Origin of the sequence: Pedobacter sp. Leaf194 (genome assembly GCF_001423945.1) — a bacterium.
Lineage (GTDB): Bacteria > Bacteroidota > Bacteroidia > Sphingobacteriales > Sphingobacteriaceae > Pedobacter.
In genome coordinates this window covers 539,045-558,314 of the sequence record NZ_LMPU01000001.1, presented here as the reverse complement: position 1 = coordinate 558,314, position 19,270 = coordinate 539,045, and the positions used below count along the sequence as shown (strand labels likewise).

The 19,270-nt window shown below is 39.1% G+C and carries 20 protein-coding genes; 11 read left to right on the top strand and 9 right to left on the bottom strand.

Annotated elements, in window-relative coordinates; all coding sequences use genetic code 11:
* Nucleotides 1-4: 4 nt before the first annotated feature.
* The 6 genes from ASG14_RS02560 (at nucleotide 5) to ASG14_RS02530 (ending at nucleotide 7,650) form a co-directional block, all read left to right on the top strand.
* Nucleotides 5-1,405: an efflux transporter outer membrane subunit gene (locus tag ASG14_RS02560; protein WP_056869488.1), complete on the top strand. Its 1,401-nt coding sequence runs from the start codon at nucleotides 5-7 to the stop codon at nucleotides 1,403-1,405.
* A 182-nt stretch (nucleotides 1,406-1,587) separates the two neighbouring features.
* Nucleotides 1,588-4,479, top strand: a complete 2,892-nt coding sequence (locus ASG14_RS02555) for a DEAD/DEAH box helicase (protein WP_056869487.1) — start codon at nucleotides 1,588-1,590, stop codon at nucleotides 4,477-4,479.
* A gap of 491 nt (nucleotides 4,480-4,970) precedes the next feature.
* On the top strand, nucleotides 4,971-5,357 hold the full coding sequence (locus tag ASG14_RS02545) for a GxxExxY protein (protein WP_056869485.1): 387 nt from the start codon (nucleotides 4,971-4,973) through the stop codon (nucleotides 5,355-5,357).
* Nucleotides 5,358-5,788: 431 nt separating this feature from the next.
* The gene (locus tag ASG14_RS02540; protein WP_056869484.1) at nucleotides 5,789-6,106 is read left to right on the top strand and encodes a DUF2892 domain-containing protein; all 318 of its coding nucleotides are present in this window, start codon (nucleotides 5,789-5,791) and stop codon (nucleotides 6,104-6,106) included.
* 65 nt (nucleotides 6,107-6,171) lie between these two features.
* Complete coding sequence (locus tag ASG14_RS02535; RefSeq protein WP_056869483.1) at nucleotides 6,172-6,954, top strand: DUF1080 domain-containing protein; 783 nt, start codon at nucleotides 6,172-6,174, stop codon at nucleotides 6,952-6,954.
* 102 nt (nucleotides 6,955-7,056) lie between these two features.
* Complete coding sequence (locus tag ASG14_RS02530; RefSeq protein ID WP_056869482.1) at nucleotides 7,057-7,650, top strand: TMEM175 family protein; 594 nt, start codon at nucleotides 7,057-7,059, stop codon at nucleotides 7,648-7,650.
* Here ASG14_RS02530 and aat read toward each other — a convergent pair.
* Entirely contained in the window at nucleotides 7,647-8,285 is a 639-nt protein-coding gene (gene aat, locus ASG14_RS02525) for a leucyl/phenylalanyl-tRNA--protein transferase (protein WP_056869481.1), read from the bottom strand. The two genes, ASG14_RS02530 and aat, sit on opposite strands and share 4 nt — an antisense overlap.
* A gap of 73 nt (nucleotides 8,286-8,358) precedes the next feature.
* Here aat and ASG14_RS02520 point away from each other — a divergent pair, with 73 nt between their 5' ends.
* The 4 genes from ASG14_RS02520 (at nucleotide 8,359) to ASG14_RS02505 (ending at nucleotide 11,974) form a co-directional block, all read left to right on the top strand.
* Nucleotides 8,359-9,801, top strand: coding sequence for a DUF1800 family protein (locus ASG14_RS02520; protein ID WP_056869480.1), 1,443 nt, complete (start codon nucleotides 8,359-8,361; stop codon nucleotides 9,799-9,801).
* Between the two features lie 114 nt (nucleotides 9,802-9,915).
* Nucleotides 9,916-11,115, top strand: coding sequence for a DUF1501 domain-containing protein (locus ASG14_RS02515; RefSeq protein ID WP_056869479.1), 1,200 nt, complete (start codon nucleotides 9,916-9,918; stop codon nucleotides 11,113-11,115).
* A gap of 165 nt (nucleotides 11,116-11,280) precedes the next feature.
* Complete coding sequence (locus tag ASG14_RS02510; protein ID WP_157274813.1) at nucleotides 11,281-11,469, top strand: hypothetical protein; 189 nt, start codon at nucleotides 11,281-11,283, stop codon at nucleotides 11,467-11,469.
* Between the two features lie 136 nt (nucleotides 11,470-11,605).
* Nucleotides 11,606-11,974 carry a YccF domain-containing protein gene (locus ASG14_RS02505; RefSeq protein ID WP_056869477.1) on the top strand — a complete coding sequence of 123 codons (369 nt, stop codon included), beginning with the start codon at nucleotides 11,606-11,608 and terminating at the stop codon, nucleotides 11,972-11,974.
* On the opposite strand, the gene ASG14_RS02500 is transcribed toward ASG14_RS02505, so the two are convergent.
* Nucleotides 11,971-12,945 carry an App1 family protein gene (locus ASG14_RS02500; protein ID WP_056870209.1) on the bottom strand — a complete coding sequence of 325 codons (975 nt, stop codon included), beginning with the start codon at nucleotides 12,943-12,945 and terminating at the stop codon, nucleotides 11,971-11,973. The two genes, ASG14_RS02505 and ASG14_RS02500, sit on opposite strands and share 4 nt — an antisense overlap.
* Before the next feature lie 61 nt (nucleotides 12,946-13,006).
* Here ASG14_RS02500 and ASG14_RS02495 point away from each other — a divergent pair, with 61 nt between their 5' ends.
* The gene (locus ASG14_RS02495) at nucleotides 13,007-13,861 is read left to right on the top strand and encodes a diacylglycerol kinase family protein (RefSeq protein ID WP_056869476.1); all 855 of its coding nucleotides are present in this window, start codon (nucleotides 13,007-13,009) and stop codon (nucleotides 13,859-13,861) included.
* Here ASG14_RS02495 and ASG14_RS02490 read toward each other — a convergent pair.
* From ASG14_RS02490 to ASG14_RS02460, 7 genes are all read right to left on the bottom strand, one after another.
* A complete protein-coding gene (locus ASG14_RS02490) occupies nucleotides 13,858-14,247 on the bottom strand; it encodes a hypothetical protein (RefSeq protein WP_056869475.1) in 390 nt (129 codons plus the stop codon). The genes ASG14_RS02495 and ASG14_RS02490 overlap by 4 nt on opposite strands.
* Nucleotides 14,247-14,900: an energy transducer TonB gene (locus tag ASG14_RS02485; RefSeq protein WP_056869474.1), complete on the bottom strand. Its 654-nt coding sequence runs from the start codon at nucleotides 14,898-14,900 to the stop codon at nucleotides 14,247-14,249. The genes ASG14_RS02490 and ASG14_RS02485 overlap by 1 nt, the downstream gene beginning before the upstream one ends.
* Nucleotides 14,901-14,939: 39 nt before the next feature.
* A complete protein-coding gene (locus tag ASG14_RS02480; protein ID WP_056869473.1) occupies nucleotides 14,940-15,626 on the bottom strand; it encodes a peptidoglycan DD-metalloendopeptidase family protein in 687 nt (228 codons plus the stop codon).
* A gap of 24 nt (nucleotides 15,627-15,650) precedes the next feature.
* A complete protein-coding gene (gene rbfA, locus ASG14_RS02475; RefSeq protein ID WP_056869472.1) occupies nucleotides 15,651-16,031 on the bottom strand; it encodes a 30S ribosome-binding factor RbfA in 381 nt (126 codons plus the stop codon).
* A gap of 49 nt (nucleotides 16,032-16,080) precedes the next feature.
* Nucleotides 16,081-17,271 carry a GTPase HflX gene (gene hflX / locus ASG14_RS02470; protein WP_056869471.1) on the bottom strand — a complete coding sequence of 397 codons (1,191 nt, stop codon included), beginning with the start codon at nucleotides 17,269-17,271 and terminating at the stop codon, nucleotides 16,081-16,083.
* A gap of 535 nt (nucleotides 17,272-17,806) precedes the next feature.
* Nucleotides 17,807-18,589 carry an indole-3-glycerol phosphate synthase TrpC gene (gene trpC, locus ASG14_RS02465; RefSeq protein ID WP_056869470.1) on the bottom strand — a complete coding sequence of 261 codons (783 nt, stop codon included), beginning with the start codon at nucleotides 18,587-18,589 and terminating at the stop codon, nucleotides 17,807-17,809.
* A gap of 84 nt (nucleotides 18,590-18,673) precedes the next feature.
* Entirely contained in the window at nucleotides 18,674-19,255 is a 582-nt protein-coding gene (locus tag ASG14_RS02460; protein WP_056869469.1) for an aminodeoxychorismate/anthranilate synthase component II, read from the bottom strand.
* Between the last annotated feature and the right edge of the window lie 15 nt (nucleotides 19,256-19,270).

The window sequence follows — 19,270 nt, the reverse complement described above, 5'->3', positions numbered from 1 at the left end:
GAAAATGAAATTTAGATATAAGTATTCCATCTTAATCGGTAGCATAATACTCACTTTAAGTGCCTGCGTAACCAAAAAATATGAGCGCCCGCAACTTACAAGTGTTGGCCTATACCGTGATAATAATACAACTGATACAACAACCATGGCCGATTTGCCTTGGAAGAGTCTGTTTTCCGATACCACATTACAATCTTTAATTCAGCAGGGCATAAATCAGAATTTAGATTTAAAACAAGCCATTGAGCGGATTAAAATTTCGGAAGCAACTTTACGCCAAAGCCGTGCGGCTTTTTTACCAAGTTTGCAGGCCGATGTTTCAGTTACGGATAACAAAGCTTCTGCGTCAGCACAAAATTTCCCTGCTGGCATTAACATTAATTTAGAAACGCAAACCTATCGTGCGCAATTAAGCACTGCCTGGGAAGCTGATATTTGGGGGAAACTCAGCAGCGCTAAACGTGCTGCTTTTGCCACACTACTTCAGAGCGACGCCGCAAAAAGGGCTGTGCAAACACAACTTATTGCATCAATTGCCAACAGCTATTATACCCTACTTGCTTTGGATAAACAACTGGCAATTACCGAGCAAACCATAGCCATCAGAACTAAAGATGTTGAAACGATGAAAGCGTTGAAAGAAGGCGCAATTGTTAATGGTGCTGCTGTTGTGCAAAGCGAGGCGAATTTGTATGCGGCACAGGTTACGCTGCCTGATTTAAGGCGTAGTGTTAAGGAAGCGGAAAACGCCCTTAGTATTGTTTTGGCAAGAGCACCTGGTGCAATTGACCGCACAACTTTAGACCAACAGGTTCCATACAGCAACCTGCAAACCGGTATTTCGGCCCAGCTTTTACAAAACAGGCCAGATGTGATTGCTGCAGAATTTGGTTTCAGATCAGCATTTGAAAATACCAACGTTGCCAAAACTTACTTCTACCCTGCGTTAACCTTAACTGCATCAGGCGGCTTAACGAGCTTGCAATTGAGCAACTTTTTCGATAACTCGATATTTTACAGTTTAGTGGGTGGTTTAACACAGCCCATTTTTGCGAAAGGTGCAAACAAAGCACGCTTAACCACCGCACAGGCCAATCAGCAGATTGCATTTTACAACTTTCAGCAAACGCTTTTAACCGGCGGGCAGGAAGTATCAAATGCTTTGTATGCATATCAAACCGCTAGTGAAAAGGAAGAAACGAGAGCAAAGCAAATTGCTTCACTTACAAAAGCGGTAGATTTTACCAAAGAATTATTGCGCTATAGCTCCGCAACAAATTATACCGACGTTTTAACATCGGAGCAAAGTTTGCTAACGGCCCAGCTTAATGGCATTAACGATAGACTACAAAAACTACAATCGGTGGTTAATTTGTATCGTGCCCTCGGTGGTGGCTGGAAATAGAACATAAGTAATAAACAAGCAAAAAGCATTCTGGAAACCAGGATGCTTTTTTGTTTAGTGCAATCGACATAGCCACATAATTTTTAATCCTATTTCATTTCGTTTTTTTGATGTGCCACGAAATTATTGTAAGTTTAAAGTTTTTCAAGCGGGTAGCTTTTAAAAAAAAATCAATCCAATAAATGTTACGCGTAGATAGCTCTAAAAACTGTAAAGTTGTGTACTCCTTGTGCAAACATGAGTATTTGGGCTATTTAATTGAACCTCATGTTGTTCAACTAAATCCACAGGGTGATTTTTCTTTTACTTACCAGAGGATTTTTACACACACTGCCCAGGAATTTAATGCTTGTTTAAGTGAAATTGATTACAAACTGATAAAAGTTCTGGATGATATTGAACAGGATTCGCTCATTAAAAAACATTACAAAAAATTAATCCGGCCGACTGAATTTTTCACGAAAGTATTTGATGATAAGTTTTATGAGAGTGTGCGGCCTAAGATTGAAAAAAAGCTTGCAGAAGCGCTGGAACTTTTAAAGGTTAAGGATGAACTTTACTTAATGGATAAAGATGGCTGGCCGGTAGAACGCAAGATTGAGTTTGCATCAGAACCTGCATCTATTTTGTTCCATTTTCGAAGAAATGAAACGGAGACACGCTATTTCCCGACCATAAAATATCAGAATCTGCGCATCGAGTTTATGTTCAAAGAGGCGCAAATTATCAGCAATAAACCAGCATGGTTGCTATTAAATGATGTTTTATACTTTTTTGACCAAGATATCGAAGGTAAAAAATTACAACCCTTTTTAGCGAAGAGATATATCGCCATTCCTAAATCAACTGAAGCCACTTACTTCGAAAAGTTTGTTGCGCCTTTAATTGAAAAGCACCACGTTTATGCAGAAGGTTTCGAAATTAGAACAGAGCAATTCGAAGCTAAGCCTATTTTAAAAGTTTTTTATGTTGATGGCGGCTTATCGCAAATACAGCTTTATTTTAGATATGGAGAATATGTTTTTCCTGTAGAAAATGCACACAAAGTAACCGTTCGGCTAGAGAAAACTGATGATAACTATATCTTTCACCGCATTAAACGTTCCGCTGATTGGGAGAAAAAACAACTTAATCTGCTATTATCGCTCGGATTAAAAAAAACCAGCGCTTTATTCAGTAATCTGGAAGTGGTTGCTGCGGAAGACAATCCGAGTTACGCCGCCATAAATTGGGTGAACGAACACATTGAGTTGCTGGAATCTTCAGGCTTTGAAATCGAACAGGCAACTGGTCAAAAACGTTTTGTTCTTGGTGCCAGTAAAATTGATCTGGAAGTGAAAGAAGGCAACGACTGGTTCGATATTAACGCCGTGGTTTGGTTTGGCAAATATCAGATCCCATTCTTATCTTTAAAACAACATATCTTACATAAAAGGAGAGAATTTATTTTGCCGGATGGTGAAGTTGCAATTATTCCTGATAGATGGTTTACGCAATATGGCAGCTTGTTTAGTCTGGCCGATACTGGTAAAACGCTAAAATTAAAGAAACACCACATTGGCCTGCTTAATGATTTAGCCGAAGATAGCTTAGCAAATATAACGCTGGAGCGCAAACTGCAACGCTTAAGCGATTTCGAAGACATTGCAGACATACAGATGCCGGTTCATTTTAAGGGAAACCTGAGGGACTACCAGAAAGCTGGTTACAATTGGTTCAGTTTCTTGCGTGAGTACAATTTTGGTGGCTGTTTAGCTGATGACATGGGTTTGGGGAAAACCATCCAGACACTGGCGATGCTTCAAAAAAGTAAGGAAGATGATCAGCTTGCATCAACGCAAACTACTTCCTTAATTATTATGCCAACCTCGCTTATCTACAACTGGCTAACGGAAGCAAAGAAATTTACACCGAAGCTAAAAATCCTTGCGCACACAGGCACCAACAGGAATAAGGATGTTGCAAATTTTGCCAATTACGATATTGTAATTACAACTTATGGCGTTACAAGGGTCGACATTGATGAGTTGAAGAACTTTTATTTCAATTATGTTATCCTGGATGAGAGCCAGAACATAAAAAATCCTTCATCCAAATCGTTTAAAGCAGTTCGGGCATTAAAATCCCGACACAGATTAATATTGAGTGGTACGCCGGTAGAAAACTCTGTGGGCGATTTATGGTCGCAGTTAACGTTTTTAAACCCCGGCCTCCTCGGCACACAGGCTTTTTTTTATGAAGAATATGTACAGGCAATCGAGAAGAAAAAAGACGAGGAAAAAGCCCGCAAACTTCAATCAATAATAAAACCGTTCGTGCTTCGCCGAACAAAAGAGCAGGTTGCTTCGGAATTGCCTCCAAAAACAGAGCAGGTTATTTACTGCGATATGAGTGAGGACCAGGCTACCTATTATGAAAAGACTAAATCGGCTTATCGCAACGATCTGTTGCAAAGCATGGATGATGGAACCTTTGCGCAAAAGCAAGTGCAGCTTTTACAGGGATTAACAGCCCTGCGCCAGCTTGCCAACCACCCGGTTATGATTGATACCGAATACATGTCTGACTCGGGTAAGTTTGAAAACGTTATTCACACCCTGGATAATGTTTTAAAAGGTGGCCATAAAGTGCTGGTTTTTTCTCAGTTTGTTAAACACCTTGATATTTTCAGAAAACATTTCGAAAAAGAAAATATTCCCTTTGCCTATCTGGATGGGGCGACAAGAAACCGCGGAGAAATTGTTTCTGAATTTCAACAGAATGAAGATTTGAAGGTTTTCTTAATCTCTATCAAAGCCGGCGGTGTTGGCTTAAATTTAACGCAGGCCGACTATGTGTTTATTTTAGACCCATGGTGGAATCCGGCAGTAGAACAACAAGCCATAGATAGGACCCATCGTATTGGGCAGGATAAGAAGGTTTTTATCTATAAGTTTATCGCCAAAGATACGGTGGAAGAGAAAATTCTTGCTCTGCAAAGGCGCAAAAAATCGCTAGCCAATTCACTGATAACAACTGAAGAGAGTTTCTTCAAATCGTTGAGTAAAGAGGATATTAGGGATATTTTAAATTAAAACCACCAAACTGCCGCCGAATATTTGATTTGAATGTAGCATGATATCAGGCTTAAACTTCGAAATTTTGCCACAGAAAGGCGGATGATAGGGTATTTTTGATCAGTTTGCCAAAGGAACACAGAACGCACAGAAGGTTGGAGTTTCTTTAGACCCGTATATTTTTAGCCGTGAATTCAATTTGTTTGCCACAGAAGCGCAGAAGGCACAGAAAAATGGAGTTTCTTTAGAACCTAGTTTTGCTGAGGATGAATATTGTGCCATAAAAACACAGAAGGCACAGAAAATTGGAGTTGCTTTAGATTCTCAAAGTTTAGCTGTGAATCCAATAAGTTTGCCACAGAAACACAAAAGGCACAGAAAAATTGGAATCTTAAGAATCTTATAGTTTTTATCTTCGAATTTGATTATCTTGACACAGAAGCACTGAAAGCAGAAGTTGTAATCCCTATTAAATATAACATCCCAGATTATTTTTAAATAGGTTGTTTATGGCTATTGAAGACGCAAGTTTTCCTTTGAAAACGGAAACGAATATGATTATCAATGCTGCAATAGATGTTCACAGACATTTAGGTTGTGGTTTTTTTGAGATTGTTTATAAAGATGCACTCTGCATTGAGTTAGAAAGACGAGGGTATCATTACGAAAGGGAAAAATATTATCCCATCTATTATAAATCGATTTTACTTCCCCATAGTTTTTATGCCGATTTTATCATATTTGATTCGGTAATCCTCGAGGTGAAATCAAAAAGTGCAGTCGCAAATGAAGACCTCGCCCAAGCCATGAACTATTTGAAATGTTCCTCTTGTAAAGTTGGTTTAATTCTAAATTTTGGAAAGCCAACATTAGAAATTAAACGTGTAATTCTATAAAATTAGTTCTGTGTTAATCTGTGTTTCTGTGGCTAATCATTAACTAAAACAAAATTCAACAAAGCAATTCTGTATTAGTCTGTGTTTCTGTGGCTATTCACTAACCAAAACAACTTCCACAAAATAATTCTGTGTAAATCTGTGTTTCTGTGGCTATTTATTAACCAAAACAACTTCCACAAAATAATTCTGTGTAAATCTTGTTTCTGTGGCTAATCATTAACCAAAATAAAATTCAACAAGGCAATTCTATGTTAATCTGTGTTTCTGTGGCTAAGATGCAACCAAAAGGAATAAAATTAATTCAAAAATTATTCCTGTGATGAACCGTCTTTCATTGTATATCGCGTAATTTCTGTGGCGTTTCTGTATTCAATCAAAACTGATTTACCTTCTGCTTGTTATATGATAGAAAATTTAAAACTACCATCATGACAAACGAAGATTTAAACACCACGATAAACAACATTAAAGAAGCCTGGAAATATCCAGAATTATACAATAACGTATCCAGTTCTGAACGTTGGCTTTCTGGTGCCGCCGGGACCTACCTAATTTATAAGGGAATTAGCGGCCTGTTTTCTCATCCTATCCTGGGTTTAACTGGGGCCGCAATTGGCGCAAGTTTACTTTATAGAGGCGTTACAGGTTACTGCCCGATGCGTGATATTGCTGAGCAGAAAAAAGAAAGCATCGCACCTGATGAAATCGTAGTGACCGAAACTTACATCACAGACGATTTGGCGTAATAAATTGAATACTTTATTTCCACTTATTAATAAATCGGTTAACTTTAAAGCGTTAATCTGTAATTATGAGCAAATACGCATTATTATTTATTCCGGCATTCTTTTCAATGCAGGCTATGGCGCAAGATAAAAAAATAGATCCGGCCAGAGACCCAAAAACAACAGAAGTTTGGGAACCGGTTCCTAAAACGGTTACGCCAGGCAATTTACCTCAGGATGCGCCTTCTGACGCAATCATTCTATTTAATGGCAGAAATCTGGATGCATGGCACTCTGTTAAAGATGCTACTAAACCTGCCGCGTGGACAATAGACGATGGATTTTTCACCGTAAAAAAAGGTACGGGAAACATTGAAACCAACAAAAAGTTTACAGATTACCAGTTGCACATGGAGTGGAAAATCCCTGCTAATATTACTGGAGAAGGCCAGGCTCGTGGCAACAGCGGTGTATTTTTAGCATCAACAGGTGGCGGAGACGACGGCTACGAAATCCAGATTATGGATTTGTACAACAACAAAACCTATGTTAACGGACAAACAGGAAGCGTTTATAAGCAGGCAATTCCTCTTGCAAATGCAAATAAAAAACCTGGCGAGTGGCAGTATTATGATATCATTTGGAATGCTCCACGCTTTAATGAAGATGGAAGTCTGTTGAAGCCGGCATCAGTAACATTGTTTTTAAATGGTGTACTGCTGCAAAATGGCTACGTTCTAAAAGGCGAAACAAGATACATTGGAGCGCCACAATACAAAAAGCACGGTCCTTCCTCAATCAAGCTGCAAGATCACGGCGACCCTTCTCCGGCAATCAGCTTTAGAAACATTTGGGTTAGAGAACTCTAAAATTAAAACTAATAACAAAAATCCTGCAATGTAAAAATTGCAGGATTTTTTGTTTTAAGAATAAATTGCTGCATAATTGCATCTTAAAAGGAAAACTGCATTATGAACAAAGGAAGGTTGGAAGCATTTAGCGATGGTGTTTTCGCAATTATAATAACCATTATGGTTCTGGAAATCAAGGCTCCCGAAGGTGAAAGCCTAATGACCTTGAAGCCTCTAATTCCTAAATTTATCAGCTATGTGCTCAGTTTTACCTATGTAGGGATTTATTGGAACAACCACCACCATTTAATGCATGCTGTTAAGAAAATTAGCGGCCAAATGATGTGGGCAAATCTAAATCTGCTTTTCTGGTTATCACTATTTCCCGTTACCGCCGGTTGGATGGGCGAGAATCACTTTGCGCTGTGGCCGGTTGTTGTTTATGGGATCGTTTTATTTTTGGCCGCCCTGGCTTACCTCTTGTTAGTTATCGTTATTAAAAAAACAGAAGGTGCGCATTCTTTAATTGTACATGCAATTGGTGGAGACAGCAAAGGCAAACTCTCTTTAGTTTTTTACCTTTTAGGAGCAGGGTTGGCCTTCGTAAACCCATGGCTGGGGGCAAGTATGTACGTCATTGTTGCCTTCATCTGGTTCATTCCTGATAGACGAATTGAACGTGCAATTCATCAGACATTGGAAAACGAAAGCTAAGTACGCTCCGAGTTTATGAACTTCATAAAGGTATCTCGCTGAATCATTACAGCACCCAAACTCATCAAATGGTCATTCGGTAACTGGCAATCAATTAAATCAATATCAGTTTTGCTTAAAAAAATCAGCGCTGCTTTGGAGGCATTGCTTACGAGACTGAACATGCTTTCGCCGCAAAAAACACGATTGATTTTTACACCATAAAGGCCGCCAACCAGGCGCTCGTTTTTCCATACCTCCACACTGTGGGCGAAACCCTCTTTGTGCAGATTAATATATGCTTCCTGCATTTCATTTGTTATCCAGGTGCCGTTCTGTCCATCGCGAGGCGTTGCTGCGCAATTTTTGATTACATCAACAAAAGCTTTATCCATCGTTATTTGAAAGGTTTCATCTTTAAGTACCTTCCTCATGCTCTTGCTGATTTTTATCTCACCGGGATAAATTACACATCGCTGATGCGGCGAATACCAAAGAATTGGGTCACCCTCGCTAAACCACGGAAAAATGCCATTTGAATAGGCAAAAAGCAATCGCTTTAAACTTAAATCGCCACCTATCGCCAGTAATCCATCGTCGTCTGCCAGGGCAGGATTTGGAAAACTAAGGTCATCATCAAGCAATTGAAAAAACATATGTAAAAGTAAGAAATGAAACAAAGATTAAACCACCACGTTCTAATTAAGTCATAGTATTAAAGTTATTATTATGAGTGCGAAAGATAATTTTTTCAAAGTAAAACATCTTTACAACAGAGCGGGCTTTGGTATCGCTTATACCGACCTGCACAAACTGAGTAAAAAAAACATCGGCAAAGTTATCGATAACCTCTTAAAGCAACCACAAGAGGCAGATGACCTGACACTCATCGATTCGGTTGTATCCAAACAGCAGCTTTTAATGCAGGCAGGCTTATATGCAAAAAAAGACTTGACCGACGAGGAGAAAAAGCAGCGCCAAGAAATTGTCAGGATGCAGAACGAAAAAAGTCGTGATTTAAACATTGCCTGGGTTGAGAAGATGATTAACACGCCAACGCCCCTGCGTGAGAAGATGACTTTGTTTTGGCATGGCCACTTCGCCTGCAGAAGCAACAACCCAATGTTTGCCCAGCAGCTTAACAACATTCAACGTGCAAATAGTTTGGGCAGCTTTAAAACTCTACTTGTTGAGGTTTCTAAATCGCCTGCAATGTTGCAATATCTAAACAATCAACAGAACAGAAAAGGCAAGCCTAACGAAAACTTTGCCCGGGAGCTGATGGAATTGTTCACCCTGGGACGAGGAAATTACACCGAACAAGACATAAAAGAATCTGCCCGCTCCTTTACCGGATGGATGTATGATAAAGACGGTTCATTCATATTTCGCCCCAATCTCCACGATACCGCAACAAAAACCTTCTTCGGAAAAGTTGGCAACTTTGATGGCGAAAACATCATCGACATCATTTTGGATAAGCCTGAAACTGCCGAGTTTATTTCGCGAAAGGTTTATAAATTTTTCGTTAACGATAAGCCAAATGAGCTCCATGTTAAAGAATTGGCTACTGCATTTTTCGAATCTAAATATGACATTGCCCAGCTGATGAAAAAAATGTTTACTGCAGATTGGTTTTACGCTCCCGAAAATGTAGGCTCCAAAATAAAATCACCGGCCGAATTTTTAGTGGGATTAAGTCGTGAGTTCTACGTTACCTACAATAAGCCGCAGGTTTTAATTCAGCTGCAAAGCAGTTTAGGGCAGTACCTTTTTAACCCACCGAATGTTGCCGGCTGGCCTGGCGGACAAAGCTGGATAGACAGCTCTTCGTTAATGTTGAGGATGCGGATTCCATCACTTGTACTTAATGATGGGCAGATTGATTTTAGTGGAAAGGCAGATCCGGAGGATGAGGCTGTGATTGCCCAAAGTAGAACGGCCACAGCGAACGCTAACATAAAGATTAAACCAAAATCTTTTGTAGATGCAAAAGCAGACTGGCCTAAGTTTTTGGGCACCCTGCCAAAAGGAATTAAGCCGGTAGAGCTCGCAGAGTTTTTGCTTCAGCCAAAATTAACAGATAAAATAGCGGCAATGGTTGGCAACAATGCCGGATTGAGAAATACATCTGTAGAAATTGCAAGCATGCCTGAATATCAACTCTGTTAAGGAAAAATACTGTTGGCGATGGGTTAATAGCTTAAATGTTCAAATCAAAACATTAGGCTTAGTGGATTCAAACCGACTTGTAACTATAAACTATTAACCATTAATGATAACAAAATGGATAGAAGAGGTTTTTTAAGAAATACAGGTTTTGTAGCGGCAGGTGCTCTTTTCGTTCCTACTTTCATGAAACCTTTGGAAGCAATGGCGCTCGACGAGTTAAGCCTATACAAAAACTTGGTTGTTGTGCAGCTTTCTGGCGGTAATGATGGCCTGAATACTGTTATTCCTTATGGCAACGATATTTACTACCAAAAGAGAAAAGGTATTGCAATTAAACCCGAAGAGGTAATTAAGCTGACGGATATGCAGGGCTTAAATCCGAATATGGCAGCATTGCAGGAAATTCATGACCAGGGATGGATGACGATTATAAATGACGTTGGTTATCCAAATCCGGATCGTTCGCACTTCCGTTCGATGGACATATGGCAAACAGGCAGTGAGAGCAACCAGTTTCTTTCTACCGGATGGATTGGCCGTTACCTGGATAGCAATTGCCAAACCTGTAAATTCCCATATACGGCGATCGAAGTTGATGACTCACTTTCGTTGGCCATGAAAGGCCAGACTAAAAAAGGCATTGCTTTAAAAGACCCCGCAGCATTATTCCGCAATACCAATGATCCGTTTTTTAAAGCAATATTGCAAAATGATAAGGAACACTTGGATGAAGATAATTTAGGCTATCTATATAAAACAATGATCGAAACCTCTTCTTCGGCAAGCTACATACAAAACACCTCGAAAGTTTATCAAAGTAAAGCTACCTATCCTCAATCCGGATTTGCAAATCAATTGAAAACGGTGTCTAAATTTATTTCATCAGGCTTAAAAACCAGGGTTTATTACGTATCCCTAAGCGGCTTTGATACCCACGTAAACCAGGTCCAACAGCAGGGAAATCTGCTTAAACAATATAGTGAAGGCATGGCTGCGTTTTTAAAAGATTTAAAAACGAACAACAAACTTGAAGATACCCTGGTGGTAACATTTTCTGAATTTGGACGGAGAGTTGAACAGAACGCCAGCAATGGCACAGACCACGGAACGGCAAATAACATGTTTGTTTTTGGCGGGCGTTTAAAAAAGCAGGGTATTTTTAACGATGCACCAAACCTGAGCGATTTAGACACCGGCGACTTGAAATATCAGCTTGATTTTAGGCAGGTATACGGCACAATTCTAGATAAATGGCTCGACGTTAACAATGCAGATATTTTGAACAAGAAATTTAATACCCTGGATTTTATTTAATGTCTGATTAGTCCTCAAATTTGAACTTGCATGGCTAATGCCCGTTTCTGCACAATAGGAATAGCTTAACCGAATTTTACCGTAGTTTGCCTGGCTTAGAACCATTAATTGCATAAAATTAAAACAATCTTATTGCAAAACAGATTAATAATAAAAAGGAAAACTATGAAAAAGACATTTTTAATTTTATTTGCAATAGCTTCCATCGCAGCTACAGCTTGTAACGGTAAAAAAGCAGATAAAGAGAATGCAGATAGCATGTACAAATATACCGACACCAATGTTCGCGATTCGCTGAAAACCGATACAACGTCCGATTCCACAACTAATGCCCCTGCAGACGCAAATAATTAGTTTACAAAAGCTTTCAAAGTGCCCATCCTAAAAGGAATGGGTACTTTTCTCCTCATCGATGAAAGGGATTTTCGAGCTTCAAACGCTGACCCTGTAACAATCGTTTCTTTAATTCATCTTACCTAAAAAAGCAATAATGAATTTTTTAGGCAACATCATTTGGATTATTTTTGGCGGAATTTTTATATTCTTTGAATACATTATCGGTGGATTAATTCTTTGCCTAACTATTGTTGGCATTCCTTTCGGCATACAATGCTTTAAATTTGCTATTGTGGGGTTAGCGCCATTTGGTGTCAAAATTACAGATAGCTCATCAAATACGGGCTGTCTCTCTACAATTATGAATATCATTTGGATTTGTTGCGGGGGACTATGGATAGCCCTGACGCATTTCCTTTTCGGCATTTTGCTTTGCCTAACGGTTGTAGGTATCCCTTTTGGCCGTCAGCATTTTAAGTTGATGAACCTAGCCTTTACGCCATTTGGCAAGTCGATAAGTTAACTTATTAGCCCGATGGCTTTTGAATGTTCAATGGCTTCGTTACTGTGGTTAAAAAGACAGGTGTGAATCTGATTCACTTCCATTTTTTTGAGTAGCTCCCTTGTTTCACCTTCTTTTTCTTTGCGGATATTTCTGATGTAGATTGCCTCGATATTTTTAGGATATTTTTCTGCTATTGAGGTGTATATTTCCGGATCCTGTTGCGAGTTGTCTCCAAAAAAAATAAACTTTTGATTCGGAAAAGCGTCTAAAATGCGCATTACGCGAAGTAGTTTTCCTTCATGCCCCGTTTTGCCGGTTTTCACTAAATCCTTCCACCTTTTTAAGGTATTCAGTAAAAAAGCACCATCTGGCAATTTGTTAAATTTAAAAGTTTCGAGGAGATAATCATACAAATTCCATTCACTGCTGCTCACATAAAAAAACGGGTTGGGTTGTGTTGCTTCGGTGTGTGCCAGCGCCAGTTGCTGATAGTGTTTTGCAGCATCGGGAAAAGTTTTCCGTGTGTGTGGATTTTTGATAAAAAGTTCTCTCAATCGCCGGCTTATTGTTGCCGAGTGGGAAATCATAACCGTATCATCCACATCAGAAATGAAGGCGTACTGCGTAATGTGCGGAACATAAATTTCACCTTCACCAACGCCTAAAACAGCGCCATCCTCGCCCGTTGCCTCAACCCTTACTGCGTGCCAACCCGCGGCAACATCCAGCAAGGCTTCAAATTCGAACTTGAAAAAACCATCGGCTTCAGCTTTGTTGTAAATAATTTGGTTAGCGAAGCAAAGCCTTAACTGAACGAATGGATAAGGCTTTAGAATAAAAAGCTTTAATAAATGAACAATATTTACGAATAGGTTATTGCTGTAAACCTGCGTGGTTTTTGCTTTATGTTTAAAAACATGACCATAAACGACCAAATTGTGGGTGTGACCATAACCACGATATACTTTTACGCTAACCGATTTATTCATTATAATTAAAACAGAGTTTACAATAAGTTGTTTTGATGTTACCAAAAGAGGTTCATCCACCATGAAATTACTGTTCATCATCAACCCGGGTTCGGGTAGTCACAACATCAATCTCAAAGAAGTAATTTCTAATCATTTCGAGACAAAACAAATCGAAACTGAACTTTTCGAGTTACCGGAAGATTGTTCAATCGAAAAAATAAAGCAAAAAATAATTAGTGCACATCCCGATAAGGTGGTAGCTGTTGGCGGTGATGGGACGCTAAAACTTGTTGCAGAATGCCTGTTAAATTCGGAGACGCCGATAGGCATAATTCCGGCAGGTTCTGCAAATGGAATGGCCAAAGAATTAGGCATACCGACAGACATTACAGAAGCACTGGATTTTCTTGAAACAGGTACCCCTAAAAAAATTCATGTGGTTAAAATTAATGAGGAGATTTGCATCCATCTGGCAGATTTAGGCTTTAACGCCTACCTTGTAAATAAATTTGACACCTTACCCGAACGCGGCATGTGGGGTTATGCAAAGGCCACCTGGCATGCATTGTGGAACCACAAAAGGATGGATGTTGAGTTAAAACTTAAAGATGAAACAGTAAAATCGAAGGCAGCAATGGTTGCCATTGCCAACGCAACGATGTATGGAACAGGTTTAAAAATAAATCCCGACGGGAAACTGGATGATGAATTATTCGAAATAATTTTAGTAAAGGATTATTCCTACATGGAAATTCTTAAGATCTGGATAACAAAATTGCCATTTAACCCCAAAAAAATTGAGGTCTTTCAAACTTCATCCGTAAAAATATTTTCAAAGCATAAAGCACATTTTCAGGTAGATGGAGAATACATTGGCAAATTAAACAATGTTGAAGCGAAAATTTTACCCGCCGCAATTTCGGTTATCATTTAGAATGTTTTTCGATGTATCTGAATGCTGAAATATAGCCTGAAGAATTCGGCAATAAAGCACAATTTAAATAAAACGTCGAACCAGGTCTGGCTTAGATTTAACAGCTCTGGAAGTAGGGTTATAAACCCGATGGAAAACACCCACACCACTAAGCGAAATGGGAATTGAATGTAATATGCTATAAATCCGAATTTTTTAAAAAGCATTAGCCCAATTGCAGAGACGAAAAGCGACACAAACATGGGTAACGTTAGGATAACCCTGGCTTGCGATAACACCTGATCTGGAATTTCTTTTAAATGCGTAACGATTTCGAAAAATGGCTTGGCAAGCAGAAAAATACTTATAATATCAAGAAGGGCAAAAATTCGAATTACTAAACGCATTATTTACAATATTTGGCAAGATAATCATCTGCTTTGTCGCTTCCCAAATTTTTAACAAGATTAAAATCTTCGCAGGCTCCTTGCCTATCACCTTGTTTTACTTTTTTTAAGCCGGTTTTTATTACCCCGTCCAAATATTCATCATCAATACCAAGCTGCGTTTTTATGGCCAATATCTGCGCCTCCTGACCAGGTTTTGCCTGATCCTTATTTTTATAAAAATTTATTACCGCATTTGTTAAGCCTTCTTCAGCTTCATAAGCAATAATTGATGCTTTTATTTCTGCTTTACTTTTCCCTTCGCAATCATACCCGGACAACTTAAAATTAACTGGCACAACAACAGAAATGGTGGTATCGTAACCGGCCGGAACCTGCCATTTACCGCTACTCATCCTCACTAGTCGAAGGGCTTCATCATCTAAATCAGAAATTATTCCACGTGTTATTTTGGACGAATATACTTTGCCGCCCTTATCTAATTTGAAACTTACATTTACTGTTCCCTGAATACAGTTTTGTTTAGAAAATTGTGGGTAGATGGTATTGTTTTTTAGAAAAGTAGCAAAACCTGATGGCCCGCTCTTAAACTGCACCTGCGCCATTGCCAGGCTGCCAAACAAAACAAAACCGACAATTATTAAGTTTTTCATCACTCTAATTTACTAAAATAAGCTGAAAGCGAGCCTAGATTAATAAAACGAATATTCGAGGATTAAGTTTGGATCGGGGCAGTTCGACAGATACTTTTCCCGCTCGCTAAATTTGCAAACGCCGGGATAATCTCCTTTAAAATGTTCCAGGTCTAAAATAATCTGAAAGTGAAGGTGCGGCGGCCAGTATCCATTTTCTTCTTTGTTACCAAATTCAGCAAATTTTTCTCCGGCAGCGATAACAGTGCCTTCCTGTAAACCATTTAGTGAGGCAAGGCTTAAATGGCCATAGAGTGCATAGAATTCAAAACCATCGATGTTGTAAGCGAGAATTATTGTTGCGCCGTAGTCTCCAAAATTGTTGTTGTTGGCAAAGCTATGAACCTTTGCATGGTAGAAATTATAAACAGGTGTAAAAACCGGCCCCCAAATATCTACGCCAAGGTGCAATCGGCGAGGCTCTGCTTCGCTATCGAAATGAGCACTCCTCGAATAAATTGTTCTATGTTCGTTATACCCCCCAATACCATAACGGGCGCCCACGGATGCAAGCTTTTCATCTACCCAGGCGGAAAATAAATTCGTGTTATCAAGAATCTGATCAGTTAATTCACAATTTTTGGAGGTAAAATCAAGTGGTAAAAGTTTATCGGCGTTTTTATCAAAATCGACAACCTTTTGTATAAAAAAAGCGTTGCCCCTGATTACTTCTTCGAAAGTTTTCATTAATTATCTTAAAGTAATATGAAGCTATTCTTCGGTGTCGTCTTCTTTTTGTCTAGGTTCTTTAGCAATCTTTTCAAAAAGGCTATCCATGCGTTCAACATATTCATTTGTATCATCTACAAAGAATGTAAGTTCGGGTACAACCCTTACCTGGTGGCGTATTCTGGAACCTAACTTATACCTGATTTCGCCACTGTGGGCATTTACAGTATTAATAGAAAGCGTCGTGTTGTTCGTATTGAAAAAGCTTAAATACACCTTTGCAACTGCCAAATCTGGCGACACCCGCACACGGGTTATCGTAACCAGTGTATTTGGTAAAAACGATGCACCTTCGCGTTGAAAAACCTGTGCCAATTCTTCCTGTAGTACTCCTGCAAATTTCTGCTGACGTTTACTTTCCATAATATTTTATTTCGCCAATTGCCTGCTAGCCTGCAACGACGTTAATTAGCTAATATAACAAATTACTATCATACGGATATCTCGCCACGTGTGCAGCCTTTACCTTATCGTACAATAATGTTTTAAACTCCTCTATATTTTCACGCTCCGTGGCCGAAATGAACAAAACCGGTACTTTGCCGTGACTCATCCAGCTTTTTTTAAAATCTTCGATGGTGAGTTTTCCATCGCCGTCTTCATCTTCAACCTCCGGCGAAACATAAGCATCAATTTTATTAAACACTAAAATCATGTCTTTATCAATTGCGCCAATGTCTTTTAAGGTTTCGTTTACGATATGAATCTGATCTTCAAAGTTTGGATGCGAAACATCAACAACGTGGATCAGGATATCGGCTTCACGAACCTCATCCAGCGTAGATTTGAAACATTCTACAAGATGATGAGGTAATTTTCGAATGAAACCAACCGTATCAGACAAAAGGAACGGCAGATTTTCAATCACCACTTTACGAACAGTAGTATCGAGCGTAGCAAAAAGCTTATTTTCAGCAAACACTTCCGATTTCGAGAGCATGTTCATAATAGTCGATTTGCCAACGTTCGTATAGCCTACAAGTGCTACACGAATTAATTCGCCTCGATTTTTACGTTGCGTTTCGTTCTGCTTGTCGATATTTCTGAGGCGCTCTTTTAACAAAGAGATTTTATTTAAAATTATCCGTCTATCACTTTCAATCTGCGTTTCACCTGGTCCACGCATACCAATACCACCCTTCTGACGTTCCAAGTGCGTCCACATACCCGTTAATCGCGGCAAAACATATTGCAGTTGAGCCAATTCAACTTGCGTTTTAGCCTGTGCAGTTTGGGCTCTGCTGGCAAAAATATCCAGAATTAAATTGCTTCTGTCTAAAACCTTAACACCGAGCTCTCTATCTATATTTCTAAGCTGCGAGGGCGACAATTCATCATCAAACACAACGGTATCAATCTCTTCCGATTTCACATAAGCCTTTATTTCTTCAAGCTTTCCTGTACCCACAAAAGTTGCACGTTCCGGCTTCAGCATTTTTTGAGTAAAGTTTTTTTCAACCATCCCACCAGCTGTTTCAACCAAAAAGGCTAACTCATCTAAATATTCCTTAGTTTGCTCTTCCTTTTCACCAGGTGTAATTACACCCACCAAAATGGCCCGCTCCTGCTTTATCGCAGTATCATAAAATTTTTGTTTTCCCATGTAATTAAAGCAAATATACGAAATTTGCGAATGTGTAATTCCATTTACAAACCATGCTCGTGTAATAAAAGTTTCGCTTGACTAAGCCGAAATGTAAGAGATGCAATTATTAAAGCACGGTTTTTACACAAAGCCCGCCACTAAACAAAGTTCTCAATAAGTAAATAATAATGCTTTACAAATAATGGTAAGTTCGATTACTCTTTTGTTTCTGAAACAAAGCAATTTTGATCGAACGGTTCTGAGAAGAAGCCTTCCCAAGCCCACTTGATTCCCGGTCCTTCCGTATTTCTATGTCAAACAAACTTCAACCAGAAATAAAAAACTCATAAACAAGCCTTCTCAAGCCCATCTGATTTCTGTGTTTCTGTGGCAAACAAACCTCAACAATCGAAATAAAAACTTATAAACAAGCCTTCCCAAACCCACCTGATTTCTGTGTTTCTTTGGCAAACAAACCTCAACAATCGAAATAAAAGTTCACCTACCGGATTTTTCTAGTTCTGCGGCAAAAAACCTGTCGCAAAAAGGAACTCTAAAGCGCTCTTACAAAATCTTCCATTGCAGCCCCTGGATTCGCTGTTTTCATGAAGTTTTCGCCAATAAGAAAGCCATTAAAACTTGCAGCTTTCAATTCCTTAATGGTTTTAGGATTACTAATCGCACTCTCCGAGATTTTCAAAAACTCATCTGGAATTCTGTCAACCAAATCAAATGATGTTTGAATGTTAACGGTAAAATCACCGAGATTTCTGTTATTCACACCAATGGCATCTAAATTCGGACAAATACTCCTTTCAAGCTCCTCAAGATTATGCACTTCGAGCAATACATTTAAGCCAAGGCTTTGCGCAAACTTTCCGAAATCTTTTATTTGTTGTGGCGTTAAAATCGAGGCAATTAATAAAATAATATCAGCACCCCAAGCTTTAGCTTCCAGAATCTGGTATTCATCAATCATAAAATCTTTACGAAGAATGGGGATGTTATTTGACGCTCTCGCACCAAGAATATCATCCGTTTTGCCACCGAAAAAATCTATGTCAGTTAAAACAGAAAGTGCAGATGCACCAGCGTTATTGTAGGCCTGTGTAACCTCGGCAACATCGGCCACGCCGTTAATTAATCCTTTAGAAGGCGAACGACGCTTAAATTCGGCAATAATTCCGGTTCTATCATCAGCTAGCAAAAATTCTTTAAAAGAATATGGTTTCCTCTGAAAGTAGATAGATTCCTCCAAATCCTTAACTGAAACTAATGCCTTTGCATCTGCAACTTCTTGCTGCTTGCGCAGTACGATTTTATCTAAGATATTCATAGTTAATAATTACTAACCACAGTGAAAGTTCGAAGCAATCCGTTCGTTAGAAAGACGCTTTTTTTTTCCACAGTGATGTTTTTTTTAAGAGCTTAACCAATTCTCCATCATTTGTTTTCCAAACTCGGTTAGCACACTCTCCGGGTGAAATTGCACCCCGCGAACATCAAGCGTTTCGTGTCGCAGTGCCATAATTTCGTTTTTGTGGTCTCTGGCTGTAATTTTTAAGCAACTTGGAAAATTATCTTTACTAACTACCCAGCTATGGTACCTGCCAACGTTTATTGTTTGCGGGCATTCCCAAAATAAAAACTCATCGCCATCTACTACGGTTACGGGCGTTGCAATGCCATGCATCGGCCGACCAAGATTTAAAAGCGTCCCGCCAAAAACCTCTGCAATTGCCTGCTGACCCAAACATACCCCGAAAATACTCTTTGTAGGCGCATAAGTTTTAATAACATCAAGTAGCAATCCGGCCTCTTCGGGTATTCCTGGTCCGGGAGAAAGTAAAATCTTATCATATTGCGCAACATCGGCAAGTTCGAATTTATCGTTTCTCCATACTTCAGCTTCATAACCAACTTCATTAATTAAATGAACCAGGTTGTAAGTGAAGCTATCGTAATTATCGATTACGAGAACCGTTTTCTTATTATCAATCATTATAAATCGTAATTC

Bases quoted from the DNA above. Each gene is read 5' to 3' on its own strand.
- ASG14_RS02560 (WP_056869488.1), top strand. From the start codon at position 5: ATGAAATTTAGATATAAGTATTCCATCTTAATCGGTAGCATAATACTC.
- ASG14_RS02555 (WP_056869487.1), top strand. From the start codon at position 1,588: ATGTTACGCGTAGATAGCTCTAAAAACTGTAAAGTTGTGTACTCCTTG.
- ASG14_RS02545 (WP_056869485.1), top strand. From the start codon at position 4,971: ATGGCTATTGAAGACGCAAGTTTTCCTTTGAAAACGGAAACGAATATG.
- ASG14_RS02540 (WP_056869484.1), top strand. From the start codon at position 5,789: ATGACAAACGAAGATTTAAACACCACGATAAACAACATTAAAGAAGCC.
- ASG14_RS02535 (WP_056869483.1), top strand. From the start codon at position 6,172: ATGAGCAAATACGCATTATTATTTATTCCGGCATTCTTTTCAATGCAG.
- ASG14_RS02530 (WP_056869482.1), top strand. From the start codon at position 7,057: ATGAACAAAGGAAGGTTGGAAGCATTTAGCGATGGTGTTTTCGCAATT.
- aat (WP_056869481.1), bottom strand. From the start codon at position 8,285: ATGTTTTTTCAATTGCTTGATGATGACCTTAGTTTTCCAAATCCTGCC.
- ASG14_RS02520 (WP_056869480.1), top strand. From the start codon at position 8,359: ATGAGTGCGAAAGATAATTTTTTCAAAGTAAAACATCTTTACAACAGA.
- ASG14_RS02515 (WP_056869479.1), top strand. From the start codon at position 9,916: ATGGATAGAAGAGGTTTTTTAAGAAATACAGGTTTTGTAGCGGCAGGT.
- ASG14_RS02510 (WP_157274813.1), top strand. From the start codon at position 11,281: ATGAAAAAGACATTTTTAATTTTATTTGCAATAGCTTCCATCGCAGCT.
- ASG14_RS02505 (WP_056869477.1), top strand. From the start codon at position 11,606: ATGAATTTTTTAGGCAACATCATTTGGATTATTTTTGGCGGAATTTTT.
- ASG14_RS02500 (WP_056870209.1), bottom strand. From the start codon at position 12,945: ATGAATAAATCGGTTAGCGTAAAAGTATATCGTGGTTATGGTCACACC.
- ASG14_RS02495 (WP_056869476.1), top strand. From the start codon at position 13,007: ATGAAATTACTGTTCATCATCAACCCGGGTTCGGGTAGTCACAACATC.
- ASG14_RS02490 (WP_056869475.1), bottom strand. From the start codon at position 14,247: ATGCGTTTAGTAATTCGAATTTTTGCCCTTCTTGATATTATAAGTATT.
- ASG14_RS02485 (WP_056869474.1), bottom strand. From the start codon at position 14,900: ATGAAAAACTTAATAATTGTCGGTTTTGTTTTGTTTGGCAGCCTGGCA.
- ASG14_RS02480 (WP_056869473.1), bottom strand. From the start codon at position 15,626: ATGAAAACTTTCGAAGAAGTAATCAGGGGCAACGCTTTTTTTATACAA.
- rbfA (WP_056869472.1), bottom strand. From the start codon at position 16,031: ATGGAAAGTAAACGTCAGCAGAAATTTGCAGGAGTACTACAGGAAGAA.
- hflX (WP_056869471.1), bottom strand. From the start codon at position 17,271: ATGGGAAAACAAAAATTTTATGATACTGCGATAAAGCAGGAGCGGGCC.
- trpC (WP_056869470.1), bottom strand. From the start codon at position 18,589: ATGAATATCTTAGATAAAATCGTACTGCGCAAGCAGCAAGAAGTTGCA.
- ASG14_RS02460 (WP_056869469.1), bottom strand. From the start codon at position 19,255: ATGATTGATAATAAGAAAACGGTTCTCGTAATCGATAATTACGATAGC.